This window comes from Phormidium sp. CCY1219 (assembly GCF_035615515.1).
GTDB lineage: Bacteria > Cyanobacteriota > Cyanobacteriia > Cyanobacteriales > Laspinemataceae > CCY1219.
Genome location: NZ_JAJENT010000315.1, coordinates 26,593 through 39,814, shown reverse-complemented (window position 1 = coordinate 39,814; position 13,222 = coordinate 26,593). Strand labels below are relative to the sequence as shown.

Annotated in this window: 8 protein-coding genes; 4 read left to right on the top strand and 4 right to left on the bottom strand. The window is 51.4% G+C overall.

Annotated elements, in window-relative coordinates:
* On the top strand, positions 1-1,861 hold a 1,861-nt coding region (locus LKK83_RS05260; protein ID WP_324629867.1), incomplete at its 5' end, for a CHAT domain-containing protein.
* 1,539 nt (positions 1,862-3,400) lie between these two features.
* On the opposite strand, the gene LKK83_RS05255 is transcribed toward LKK83_RS05260, so the two are convergent.
* The 3 genes from LKK83_RS05255 to LKK83_RS05245 form a co-directional block, all read right to left on the bottom strand.
* Positions 3,401-4,426, bottom strand: coding sequence for a DnaJ C-terminal domain-containing protein (locus LKK83_RS05255; RefSeq protein ID WP_324629865.1), 1,026 nt, complete (start codon positions 4,424-4,426; stop codon positions 3,401-3,403).
* A 184-nt stretch (positions 4,427-4,610) separates the two neighbouring features.
* Positions 4,611-5,150: an AAA family ATPase gene (locus tag LKK83_RS05250; RefSeq protein WP_324629864.1), complete on the bottom strand. Its 540-nt coding sequence runs from the start codon at positions 5,148-5,150 to the stop codon at positions 4,611-4,613.
* A 114-nt stretch (positions 5,151-5,264) separates the two neighbouring features.
* Complete coding sequence (locus LKK83_RS05245) at positions 5,265-6,554, bottom strand: glucose-1-phosphate adenylyltransferase (protein WP_324629863.1); 1,290 nt, start codon at positions 6,552-6,554, stop codon at positions 5,265-5,267.
* Between the two features lie 467 nt (positions 6,555-7,021).
* Here LKK83_RS05245 and gshA point away from each other — a divergent pair, with 467 nt between their 5' ends.
* The 3 genes from gshA (at position 7,022) to LKK83_RS05230 (ending at position 12,631) form a co-directional block, all read left to right on the top strand.
* Positions 7,022-8,173, top strand: coding sequence for a glutamate--cysteine ligase (gshA, locus tag LKK83_RS05240; RefSeq protein WP_324629862.1), 1,152 nt, complete (start codon positions 7,022-7,024; stop codon positions 8,171-8,173).
* A 172-nt stretch (positions 8,174-8,345) separates the two neighbouring features.
* On the top strand, positions 8,346-8,816 hold the full coding sequence (locus tag LKK83_RS05235; RefSeq protein WP_324629861.1) for a tRNA (cytidine(34)-2'-O)-methyltransferase: 471 nt from the start codon (positions 8,346-8,348) through the stop codon (positions 8,814-8,816).
* A 953-nt stretch (positions 8,817-9,769) separates the two neighbouring features.
* Entirely contained in the window at positions 9,770-12,631 is a 2,862-nt protein-coding gene (locus tag LKK83_RS05230) for a peptidoglycan DD-metalloendopeptidase family protein (protein WP_324629860.1), read from the top strand.
* Positions 12,632-12,741: 110 nt separating this feature from the next.
* Here the strand turns inward: LKK83_RS05230 and LKK83_RS05225 are convergent, their stop codons facing one another.
* Positions 12,742-13,050 carry a DUF3593 domain-containing protein gene (locus tag LKK83_RS05225; protein ID WP_324629871.1) on the bottom strand — a complete coding sequence of 103 codons (309 nt, stop codon included), beginning with the start codon at positions 13,048-13,050 and terminating at the stop codon, positions 12,742-12,744.
* Between the last annotated feature and the right edge of the window lie 172 nt (positions 13,051-13,222).

Here is a 13,222-nt window from a genome sequence, read left to right as displayed (position 1 = left end):
ATCAGAGAAACCTGCGCCAGAAGCGATCGCACCCGAACCGGTAGTATCAGAGAAACCTGCGCCAGAAGCGATCGCACTCCCACCGCTTCCCTCTCCAGAACCTGCGCCAGGGATAGCGGCGATACCGATTCCCTCGGATGACGCTGCGCCAGGGATAGCGGCGATACCGATTCCCTCGGATGACGCTGCGCCAGCAACACCGGCGATACCGATTCCCTCGGATGACGCTGCGCCAGCAACACCGGCGATACCGATTCCCTCGGATGACCCCCCACCGCCTGCGCCGCCAATTCCGTCGCCGGAGACTGCGCCCCCGGTCCCTGCGCCCCCGGTGAGGGATACTGTACCCGAGGCGCAGGGAGAGGAAGTCTCCCCCGCCACTTCTGCGCCCGCGAGAGAAACTTTGGGAACCGTGGCGGCGCAGGAAGTGCCTTCCACTCCCGAGGAAATCCCGGTAGCGAGAATTCCCTCGCCCCTTATACCCGATGCAGGAATTCCGCCAATGCCCGCCCCCGGGAGAGTTCCGGCGGAAGAAATGGTAATGAGTGAGGGGGAATCGCCGCCGAGGGAATCGCCGGAGTCATTGGGGGCGGAAAATCCAGTAGATATCACCTCCCTTCGCCGCCAAATCGAACGCTTGCTGGACGATCGCAATCTTCCACAAGCGTTGCGGTTTATCGACTTAATGTTTACCGAGGAATATGCCCGATATTTAAACTTGGTATATGCGCGGGAGTTGCAGTCATTTACCCAAATTCAAGACAAATTGCGGGCGATCGCCAATCTTACCGGCACTCAACCGGCAATTATCTACACCTTCATGCGCGACGAACAATTAGATTTAGTATTGGTACCTCCTCAAGGGGTACCAATTTACAAAACCGTTCCCGAGGCAAAACGCGATTTAATTCTAGAAAAAATGTCGCAATTTCGCCAAGACATTACCAATCCTCTGAAGCGCAACCGCACGGATTATTTGGTTTTGGCGCAACAATTCCACGACTGGATAATTGCACCCTTGGAAACCGATATCCAACTGCAAAATATCGATATCCTGATGTTTTCAATGGATGGCGGAATGCGAACTTTGCCCGTAGCAGCGTTGCACGATAGAGCAGAATTTTTAGTGGAAAAATATCGCGTCGGATTGATTCCCAGCGTGAATTTAACCGATACGCGCTATGAATCCTTGGACAATGCCCGGGTGTTAGCAATGGGTGCGTCTAAATTTACGGATAAAATTGCCTTACCGGCGGTTCCAGTGGAATTGTCGGCGATTCTGACAATTTGGCCCGGGAAATCGTTTCTCAATGAAGCGTTTACCTTTAGTAATCTGAAATTGCAACGGGAAAAAGAACCGTTTCGCTTGGTTCATTTGGCCACTCACAGCGAATTTAATCCCGGGAATCCGGAAGAGTCATATATTCAGTTATGGGATGGGCGATTGAGTTTGGATCGGGTGCGAGAATTGAATTGGAATTCACCGCCGGTAGAGTTGTTAGTGCTCTCCGCTTGTCGTACTGCAGTGGGGGACGAAAATGCCGAGTTGGGGTTTGCCGGTTTAGCGGTGAATGCAGGGGTGAAATCGGCCCTGGCGTCGTTGTGGTATGTGAATGATGAGGGCACTTTGGGGTTAATGAGTGAGTTTTATCATCAGTTACGCGCCGTGTCGGTGAAGGCGGAAGCATTGCGCCGATCGCAGGTGGCGATGATTCGCGGTGAAATCCGCGTACAACAAGGGGAGTTGATTTATGCCGGCGATCGCATCCCTTTACCGCCCCCCCTCGCCAGCGTGAGTTACCAGGAGTTGTCCCATCCGTATTATTGGGCGGGATTTACCGCGATCGGTAGTCCCTGGTAGCACATTATCCCACCAGCACCCTCGGATAACCCAATCGAATATCGGGGTAACGCACCACCCTAACAATCGACCTTCCAATTCAATCCCCCGTAGGGTGCGTTCCCCCCGCCGCCAATTCCCACTGGGATAACTCGCTCGAATATCGGGGGGAACGCACCACCCCAATCGTTGAAAAGACCCCTTCACACTCGCTCTAACGATAATACAATCAACAATTTTGGTTAGTATATATAAAAACATCCGTGCTGATGCACGTCAGAAGTGCTGAATGCTAAGAAATCTTCATATAAATTGGCCAATAATCTGATAAACTACCAGAGATATAACTTAGAGTATTCAATCGTTTATGTTTTTCTCAATTTTTCCCAAAATCGTTAAATAGCTTTTGAAAGACTTGCCCAAAAACGATTACCCAGTTCTCAACACTTTTTTATTTGTTTTCTGCTGGTTAGATTTGACGATGGATAAAAGCCTAGTCAGTATGCGGGAATTGATTTTTCTGATTAAATTGCCGGGATAGTACCTTGCATATTCCCCCCTTTTTTAAGGCCAGTAAACATCGGACTTCTGAAGTTTTTAAATAGCTCTTGCAGAAAGTTATAAAACAAGTAAAATAGAAAAATGGCAACCCAAACACTCCACTGCCTTTTCCTATCTAATCTACAATTATTACTTTAACAAGTAAGCTTTTGTGGTGTCAAACTTATCGTCAAGTTAAGTTGTTGTGCGGCCTCAATAGCTGGAATTCTGGGGCGGAATTGTCCTTCATTTTGGACAAAGACACGATAGAAAATACGGAAACTAAACCGTTGAAGAAATTCCGTAAAATGCAGTAGGAGTAATAGATAGAGGATTTTGCTCTTTACTTAGAATTAAGGCGTTGGTTCAAAAACTCAATCGATATTTTGTGTTGATAATTAAAAATAATTTAGCATTATAATTTTTGGAAAATGGTAATTCTTTAGTAGGCATGGGTTATAATTAAATTGAAGTTTAAGTGGCTAATAGACGACTTAGAAAAAAAGTAATATCGTTCAGCAACTCATTTACCTGCGGCCAATGTTAGTAAATCAGAAAAAAATTTATAAAAATTTGTGGGCGTTCGAGAATGTATGAAAGGTGTTAAAATAGACTTAACACTAGACAAATTGATGACTAACAACAAACAGGATATCCGGCTAAAGATTTATAGCTGCTTAATCGTTTGGTTGATATTATAGTTGTTTGATATTCCACAATAAAATTGGGCAAAAGGCTTGGAAAACCTGCGATAGATTCAATGATTTATAAATCAGAATATTAGCCATGTTCATTACAGAAAAACCGTGGGGATGGAGGGAGAATCACAGCAATGAAGTGCGAATTTTATCAAAACCTGTCTCAAAAAAAAGACAGTCGCGCATCCCACCTTTACCGGGGGTATATTGCGACCTTAACTGACTCTCTCAGAGCTTTCCCATCAGGTCTGGAGCCTGGGAAAGAGAAAAGAAACAAAAACGGGGAACAACTGTTACCACTGTTCCCCGTTTTATGCTATAATCAAAGTTTAACGTACTGCAAGTGGCTGCGCGGATTAGTGCTGCGATTAGTGCGAAGTTTCTCGTAGAGTTCCCGTTCCGTGGGGCTAATCTCCTTCGGAGGCGCGATCGCAATTCGAACCAATTGATCCGTCCGTCCTCCTTTCGGCGTGCGCCATCCCTTCCCGCGCAGGCGCAGAGTTTGACCGGATCGAATCCCTGCCGGCACGTTCATCGTCACCATTCCATCCGGCGTCGGAACCTGCACCTTTGCCCCCAACACCGCCTCATCTGGGGCGATCGGCACTTCGCAGACCAAATTATCCCCATCAAACTGAAAGAACGAGTGGGGTTGGACCTCCACATGTAAGTACAAATCCCCGCGTTGCTGGTTGTAAGGATTCACTTGACCCTTACCGCGTACCCGAACCCGACTTCCCGGCTTCGCCCCTGGGGGAATCCGCACGTCGATCGCCTCATTTCCCAGACTCAGACGCTTTTGACTCCCATTAAACGCTTCTGCAAAAGTCAGCCGGATCGTCCCCTCGCGATCCATCGAAGCGCCAGCAGCGCGATCGCCATAGCCGGCAAAATCCTCAAATCCGCCAAATCCCGTCGGCCCACTCCTACTGGTGCGATAATTGTAATTCCATCCACCGGTGCGACTGCGACCTCCACCCGGGCCACCCACGCGACCCAGCAGCGCATTGATGAAATCATCAAAACTGGAAAACTCGCTAAAATCAAAGCCGCCAAAATCCACATTAGTGCCACCGGGCCATCCAGCCCCTGCACCCGCCCCCGCCGCACCGGCTTGTTTCCAATACTGACCGAACTGGTCGTACTTTTTCCGTTTCTCCGGATCCGAGAGCACTTCATACGCTTCCGAGACTTCTTTAAACTTTGCCTCAGCTTGGCGGTTTCCCGGGTTCATATCCGGGTGATATTTGCGCGCTAGTTTGCGATAAGCCTTTTTAATTTCATCCACACTGGCGCTTTTACTCACGCCGAGGATAGCGTAATAGTCCTTGTAGTCGGTCGCAGCCATCAATATGCCTCCTGTAGCTGATAAAGATTAAGTTTAAAGGGTTTTGTGGTTGGGGCTGCTGAGGCTACAGCGAATGCGATCGCCCCTTCCAGATACGATAAAGCCCTAGAGAAACAGAAGCGTTTGATGCTCTCTCCTTCTAGGGTCTATATCCCCTTTCAGGGTAGCCAATATGCGACACCAGTTAAGTTCGGTTCTTGCTGTGGAGTTTTAACGCAATTTCCGTACTATTCCCCGCCTTCGGATAGGGAATCACCTCATCAAACCCATCTTCTCGTTTCGGGGGATCCGTTTGAAGATGCTCGTGCATTTTCCAGATAACCTCATCGGGAACCTGTCGCCCTCTGCGTCGGTTGCGTTCCAGACAGACCTCTACTGGCGTAGCCACCCAGAGGCCAATAATCGGAGTAAACCCACAGGACCGACCCAGGGCGATCGCCTCCTGACGGTGAAGGCGCTGGGCATTTGTCGCATCATAAATCGCCACCATCCGCGAATCATTTCCTGGCGATCGCCCTTCAAGCGCCACCAGCGATTCAAATTGCCGTTGCAATTCCCGCTCAATTTCTGCCCAAGGGCCTTGGATAATTTCATCCCCAAACAGTTGCGCCCGGATAGCATCGGTAGAAATCACGCGGGCGTTTTCCAATTGTCCCGCTAACTGCTTAGCCAGAGAAGACTTGCCGCTAGCCGGAAGCCCAATCGAAACCACTAACATTGCCATGATTAGGACTTATGCAATCTGCCGCTAATTCCTTTAAAAATAGGGTAGGGTGGACAATGCCCACCCTACAAATCTCAATTTATTGGGGATTTAGCTTACCCCAATTTTCCCACCTTAGATAACAGTACCGTCGGGGATTTTAGCATTTTTCAGCACCACCACAATGCCATTGCGGATATAGAACCCTTCGCTTTCGCGATCGGCTTCTTCCACATGGTCTTTATTAATGATTTTCACATCCCGACCGATGCGAGCATTTTTATCGACAATAGCCCGACGAATCGTGGTTTCCGAACCGATACCCAAAGGAACGCCACCTTTTTGCAAACCCGATTGACGTTCTGCGAACGGCTCGTAATAGTCCGACCCCATAATTAAGGTATCTTGAATGTGACAGTTGGCTTCAATGCGCGATCGAATTCCCAGAACCGAGTGTTCGATGCGGCATTCTTTGAGAATGCATCCTTCGCCGATAATTGATTCCGTGACCTGACTATCCAACAATTTAGTAGGCGGTAGATAACGGGAACGGGTGTAAATGGGAGCCTTTTCGTCGTAGAAACTGAAAGGCGGCTGAGGCTGTTTAGTCAGCGCCAAATTCGCATCGAAGAACGATTCAATGGTTCCGATATCTTCCCAATATCCGTTAAACAGATATGCCTGAACGTTATATTCGCCAGCCGAAGCCGGGATAATTTCCTTACCGAAATCCGTGCGCGTTGTGGATTCGCGCAGGAGTTTTCCCATCACCTCTTTGTTAAAGACATAAATGCCCATTGAAGCAATATAGGGAGTGTTTTGAGCTTGTTCGGGGCTTAAGCCCAAGGTGGTGGTATCCACCGCCATTTTCCGCAGGGCATCGCCTTTGGGTTTTTCGCTAAAATCGATAACGCGCCCGGTGTCATCGATTTTCATCAAACCGAAATCCGAGGCACGTTTTTCATCGATTGGCAAAACCGAGAGAGTAATATCTGCACCCGTTTCGCGGTGACGGTCCAAGAAATTGCGATAGTCCATCCGGTAGAGATGGTCGCCGGACAAAATCAGGTAGTAGTCTACGTTCCACTCTTCAAACAGCCAGAGATACTTGCGGACCGCATCGGCGGTGCCTTGGAACCAACTGGGACTGTCGGGAGTTTGCTGGGCGGCGAGCACCTCTACAAAGCCTTCAGTGAACCCAGAGAAATTGTAAGCCCGAACCAGGTGGCGGTTTAGAGAAGCGGAGTTGAATTGGGTCAGGACATAGATTTTCAGAATGTCGGAGTTAATGCAATTACTAATCGGAATATCGATGAGGCGATATTTGCCAGCCAAGGGGACGGCGGGTTTAGCTCGCATTTTGGTCAGGGGGTAGAGACGGGTACCCGCGCCTCCGCCCAGGATAATGCCTAAAACGTTTTTCACGAAAAACCTCTCAACAGCGTCACTCGACGAGTGCTGCGCGGTCAGCCGATCGCCAGCAGGGCGAGAAACCCGGATAGGCAGCACTCAACCTCAAGGGGAGGAGGGGGTGGGACACAAGGAGATCGCACTCCAGAATTCATCCTGCCTTGATGCCGAGGGCCGATCGGGGGGTGGGCTGACGGCTGCTCTCCAGTTTAGTGTCTGATTGTGTGGAACCGTTGACAAGGGGGGACCGAGTTGGGTTTTGCGTCAGACCTTGGCATCCACCAGAAGGGGGAGAGGCGAACGATGTCCCTGAAATCCTTACCTAGTCTTGATTCGTCCCTCACGATCGCTCCTGCTAGGGATTTTAAAAGTCCCAGGGGCAAAAAACATCACACCGGTGGGGGAGTTGTCGTCCCCATTGGCGCGATAATAAAGAATGAGATGCGAACTTTCGCATCGGACGAATAAGCTGAGGACAAACCGTGCTGTTATCAAAAGGCTTTGAGGTCGAGGTTTATACGGGAACCCCCCAAGGGGAGATTGTCGGCCTCTCGGATAAAATTGTGGCGGCTCTCAATCGTTTCATGCGGGAGCCAGATACGCGAAATGTGGAATATACGACCGCGCCATTATGTCGCTACGATCGCCTGTTGTGTGACTTGGTGCGGCCTCGCCTGCTGCTGCGCGACTACCTGAAAACCCTAGGGGACTACACGTTAATTCCGGGCAGTAGCTTGTCGTTGGGAAGCACAGATCGCTTCTATCGCTCGGATCCGAATAATCCCTATCACGACTACATCGAAAACACCTACGGCACGAATGTGGTCACTGCCAGCGTTCACATCAATATTGGCATCGACGACCCAGAACTGCTGATGCGGGCTTGTCGGTTAATTCGGCTGGAGGCTCCGCTTTACCTGGCTCTGAGTGCCGCCTCGCCCTTTCTCGACGGCGAAGCGACCGGCTATCACTCCACCCGGTGGCAGATGTTTCCCAAGGTGCCCCCAGAGGTGCCTTTATTTGAAAGTCATCAGCATTTCATCCAGTGGACCCAAGACCAGTTAGCTGCCAAAACGATGCAGAACGTGCGTCATTTGTGGAGTTCAGTGCGACCGAATGGCGATCGCCGCCCTTACAATCTCAACCGCTTAGAATTGCGAATTTGCGAATTTCTCAGCGATCCCATTGCCCTGTTGGCCATCACCTCGTTTTTGGAAGCGCGCATTTGGCAGGTTATGGAAGACCCCAGTTTAGATCCCTTGACCATCAGCAAAATTGGCGATCGGCACCGGGCGCAAGAGCTGATTTCCCTGACCAACGACAATGAGAAGGCTGCTGCTCAGGGCAGTTTAGACGCCGAACTGCGGCATTGGGTGGATGGTCGCCCGATTCTCGCCCGAGATTGGATTTGGCAGCTTTATCAGGAGGTCTGGCCGGCGGCGAAAAAACGGGGATTTAGCTGCTTTTTGTTGCCGTTGAAAAAAATCCTGCGCGAAGGGAACGAAGCGCAGCGCTGGTTGGCCTTGCACGATCGCGGTTTCCACACTCGCCAAATTCTCCAACAGGCCATTGAATCGATGCATCAGCAAGAGCTCGAACTCGAAGATGGGTTGTGTCCCCCCTGGGTAGCGTGATGGCAATCCGGGGCGATCGGTTCATCAGAATATCTAATCGATGAGTTTTGTACCTCTCTTATTAAAATTTTCTATCAATGGCCTCGGTCTGGGGGTAGATTTTTCCCCAGGCGCATCCGTTTCGGGTGCGGTTTGACTGTCCAGAACGCGCAGATGGAGGAACGCTGGCTCAATGCCGCAAGTTGTGTTAGTTTATCCCCAAATTCCGCCGAATACGGGCAATATTGCCCGCACCTGTGCCGCCACCGGCACTCCCTTGCATTTGGTCGGACCGTTGGGGTTTGAAATTAGCGATCGCTACCTGAAACGGGCGGGGCTGGATTACTGGCCTTACGTGGATTTCCACTACCATTCTTGCTTAGAAGCGTTTCAGACTTACCACCAGCAACAGGGAGGTCGCTGGCTCGGGTTTAGTACCAAGGGCACCGCGAATTATGTGGAATTCCAGTATCAAGACAATGACTGGCTGTTGTTTGGGGCGGAAACCACCGGCTTGCCCCCCGATGTCCTGATTCTTTGCGATTTTACGGTATATATCCCCATGAGTCAGCCTCATGTACGAAGTCTGAATCTCTCAGTGAGTGCAGCTTTAGGGCTATTTGAAGCGCGACGTCAATTGGGATATTTATCCGAGTCTGAATGAAGGGCGATCCCGGGTGCAATCCAGGGCCATCGTTTGTCGATGGCCAGCGCCCTGAGGGGCAATTGGATCCAGCAGATGCGTGGTGAGGAGTTCTGTGCCCGGAGTATTGGCGGGGCGATCGCCTCCTGAATGGATCCGACCAAAAGCAGGCGATAAGAAATTTATATCACCGAGCCAAAAAGCTATGGGGTTCGCAGTGATAGAGAATCATCATCGAACGCCCCAGGGTGAAACGACTCAAATCCCCATCGCCAGGGAGTGTAACGGTATTTTTACCCGATCGCTTCAGATGGCGCGGTCGGGGAAGCTAAACCTCGTTTCGATAATTGTACGGTTGTAAGTTGGCAAAAAATCCGCTACAACTCTCCACAGGATTCAATCAATGGCATTAACCCCCACAGGAGTTGCATCTGCGCTACGAATTCAGGTCCCCCACGAGAGCGCTCATCGAGGACCTTGAACTTTTCCCAGAGGTGGCGGGTCTAAAAATCATTGCTTCGCGATCGCCCCTGACATGCCCAGTGTCAGGAATAGTCCAAAACATCAGCCAGACTCGATCCCCCGTCCACTCAGTCACAATACACCAGTGGCAGAACTCATCCCTTGTGCCGTAGCATTGGAAACCCATAGCAAGAGTATTAAGGCTTATAATCAGCAAACATACCTGCATCGGATGCGTTTTAGGTGCTTGCGCTCCCATTCATGCCTACCCTGCTAAGCTAAAAAAGCTTACCATGAGCGGTGGAGAACAGTTGATGAAAAAACATAACTATCCAATTTAGTTTTTTTAAGCCTATCAACTTGTCTAAATCGCCAAAGTTAGGGTAATCTTGCCTAAAGCATGTTTTCTGTCAGTGACTTCGGTCTCTTGGTGATGTGATCTGCATCATAGACTGGTGGTACATTGATTGACTCAAAGACAGTTAAGCACTGGTCGTTAGGAGGTCGTTTTTTTGAAACGAGCAATTCCGCAGAAGGTAAAACCTGTTCCGTTCTGTGCCGCCAATACTCAAGCAGCAGCAGAAATCAGACAGGCAATCTCTGGCCCGCGTCGGGTTCGGACATCGGCTGCCACGATCGGGCTAGCCATTTCTCTCGGGGCATCGAGCATGTTGCTGCCTCAACAAGGAGAGGGTGCCGTAGCCGCTGAGCCGAGGGTATCCACCAATGCATCGGCGGCTAATCTCGATGCCGCCCCGTCGTCAGAAACAGCCCAAGACACAGCAGATCGGGGGCAAGTCGGTGGCGTATGGGCAGCGGAGACAACCGAACCCCCGTTAACCCAGGAATCGCCAGAGCAACCCACCGCCGATGGAAACCCGGAGCGCCTCGCGGTGGATGAGGGGGCGATCGCCCTCACTGAAGAAGCTGAGAGTCTGAGGTATGGCGAAAGCGACGCACCACTGTCTGAGTCGTACAGTGTGGAAGCCAGCTTTTCCACCTACGCTCCAGCCGGTGACACCGCGTTAGACTCCACCGCCGGGGAACCTCAAGCACCCGCCGCCTCCAATTTCTCTTCATGGAATCTTCTGGCGCCAGCCACCGCTGAGCCGTGGGTGAATCCACTCCCCGAATCGACGGTAGGGGAAACCCCAGAACAGCCCAACCCTTCGGTTGAGGTGCAAGAATCGGCGAGAGAAACCCCAGGGGTAGAGACACCCTGGGACATCGAGGTAGAGGATGCCGCCGCGATCGCCCCTTGGGAAAACTCCGAATCTTTCGAGGAACCCCGATTGGAAGGAGGACAAAATTTCTCCCCAGAAGCCCAGGAGGCACCCACCTCCCCTGAGTTATCGCCGATCGCCCCCACCGCCAGAGAACCCGTGGGGGAAACTCTACCGGATTCCAGATGGCGTTCCCCCCTCAACCCAACTCAACCTCTGGAACGGATAGGCGAATCCGTTCCCCAGGCATCCCCAGAAGACTCCACGGAGACGCGGATCGTCGAATCGAGCGGGGCCACGCGAAAAAATCCGAATCTGGATTCTACCCAGGCTGGAGTCGAAGCTCAATCTAACCCCGCACCCGCAGAAGCCGCCGGTGTGGCAGAACCGGATATCAACTCGGCGATCGCGATCCAACCCAATGGATCGGCAGCTCGCCTCTATCAAGTCAATCCGGGAGATACGGTGGGCGAAATTGCCCTTCAAAATGGCATTTCGGTAGAAGATCTCGTCCAAGCCAATCAAATTGAGGATCCCGACTCGATCGCAGTCAATCAAAAAATTAAAATCCCTCTGATCGAACAAGAAAACTCCGGGGGTGAGATGGGTACCCTAAATCCCACCCCGGAAAAGAAAGCCTCTGAAAACTACACCACCCGCAACGGTAATTTCGGATTGGCGCAGACACAATCTCAAACTCAGAGTTATCCGAGGGAAGCAGACAACCCCTCCCTGACTTCCTATACCTCGAGCTTGAAACTCGATTTTACCCGCAAGCCTTCCGAAACCATCGGCTCGCCGGAACTCGCCGCCGTTGATTCTCCAGTAGCGCAACTCTCGGATCCTGGCAGAATCGGGGCAAAATCCAATGAGCAGCTCCCTGGCGAACCGATTGCGGAGTCTACCACGGAAGTGGAAACGGCATCGGATGAGGATCGAACCGATTACATCGACAGCTTAAGAGCCGACATTATTAAGCTGCGAGAAAAGTACCGGGAACAAAATGCCCAAAGCGAACATGAATCGGGCATCCCAGTGGCACCAGAGGCTTCTACCTCAGACCCTCAGACCGGTACTGGCATCGGTGGCGTCATGTCCCCGCCGACTGAATCCGCCGACAGCACCGAAGTGCAAAATCGCGGCGTTCTCTTCCCGGATGACTCCTCATCCGCCGATCGCCCCAGGGAGTCCGATCGCAACGTCATCTTTCCGGAAGTGGCGGCTGAGTCTTCCGAAACCACCCCCGCCGATTCTAGAGCGGTTTCGGATAACTCGCCTCAGAGCGAAGCTGAAGACCCCGGTGAGGTTCAGGCTCATGCTACCCCCCCAGACGCGATCGAAAACCGCTATGTGGAAAATCTCAGAGCGGAAATCGAAAAACTGCGCGAGAAGTACAGAACCGAACAAGCCAGTTTTGACAGCAATGTGGGCGCGACTCCTACCGATGCGGCGGATACCGATGCGATTTCGGCAAGCGATCGCCCCGACAACTCCCAACAGGGAAATCGCGAGGGTGACACGGAAAGCTTAGAGGCTCAACTCGCTCGCCTGCGCGAAAAATATCGCTCCGAGGATCGCGATCGCGCTCAACCCAATTCCACGGGTTCGGCAACCGCGACCCAGAATAATCCCTCATCGGTGGTGGCTGTGGCTCCAATGGCACCGGAAACCTATGCACCCCTGCTTCAACCCTCGGTGGGCGAAATGGTCTCCCCCGATTTACCGCCGCTCAACGATCGCGATAACTATCTGCCCGAGGGTCCCCCGCGTTTTAATGGCTATATCTGGCCCGCCGAAGGCGTGTTCACCTCCGGTTATGGCTGGCGCTGGGGCCGGATGCACCGGGGAATCGATATCGCAGGTCCGATCGGCACCCCGATTTATGCCGCCGCTCCCGGAGTCGTTACCTTTGCTGGCTGGAATTCCGGCGGATACGGCAATCTCGTGGAAATCGAGCATCCCGATGGTAGCTTGACTCTCTATGCCCACAATCACCGCGTGATGGTGCGCGAGGGCCAATTGGTGGAGCAAGGCGAACAAGTGGCAGAAATGGGTAGCACCGGCTTTAGCACCGGCCCCCACCTCCACTTTGAAATTCATCCTCCCGGACAAGGCGCAGTCAATCCAATGGCTTATCTCCCAGCTCGATAAGTTCCCTTCTCAACTCAGACGCTCCATTATGGGGTTTCTCCAGGGGCATGAAAGGCTAAATCCATCCTTTCATGCCCCACTTGTTTTTCCCTCCCCCCCCGCCAATTTCCCTATTCCTGAGACTTTGGTTTGCCTTTCAATTTGCCGATAACCGCTTGCCTAAATCCTAAAACAATTAAAATATTTGAAAGGGTCAAAAACACTTCTGCACCGCCATGCAACCAATCCACATTGGCTAAGGCTTCGCTATAAACGTTTTTGGCATAAATCCCCGCCGGAATCGTCACCGCCACAAACACCAACGTTCCGTAAAACCCAATCAGTGCCAAACGCGGGGCTTGGCGCGATCGCGTTAAAAACCACAAAAATCCCAAATAGGGAAACAGCGAAACCGCAAACAACGTATCCTTAGAAAAAATTGTTTCCATCCCGACCCACTCTTCGATAACGATTTCCACAAACTTCAACCAGCCGACAAATTATAACGATTTTGCCCACCTGTAAACGCGATTAATCCTGGTAATCTTGTCTGTGCAAAAAGACAACTGACCCACAAAAAATCATCAACCATCGTTAAAAATTGATAATTTA

Bases quoted from the DNA above. Each gene is read 5' to 3' on its own strand.
- LKK83_RS05250 (WP_324629864.1), bottom strand. From the start codon at position 5,150: ATGGCAATGTTAGTGGTTTCGATTGGGCTTCCGGCTAGCGGCAAGTCT.
- LKK83_RS05235 (WP_324629861.1), top strand. From the start codon at position 8,346: ATGCCGCAAGTTGTGTTAGTTTATCCCCAAATTCCGCCGAATACGGGC.
- LKK83_RS05255 (WP_324629865.1), bottom strand. From the start codon at position 4,426: ATGGCTGCGACCGACTACAAGGACTATTACGCTATCCTCGGCGTGAGT.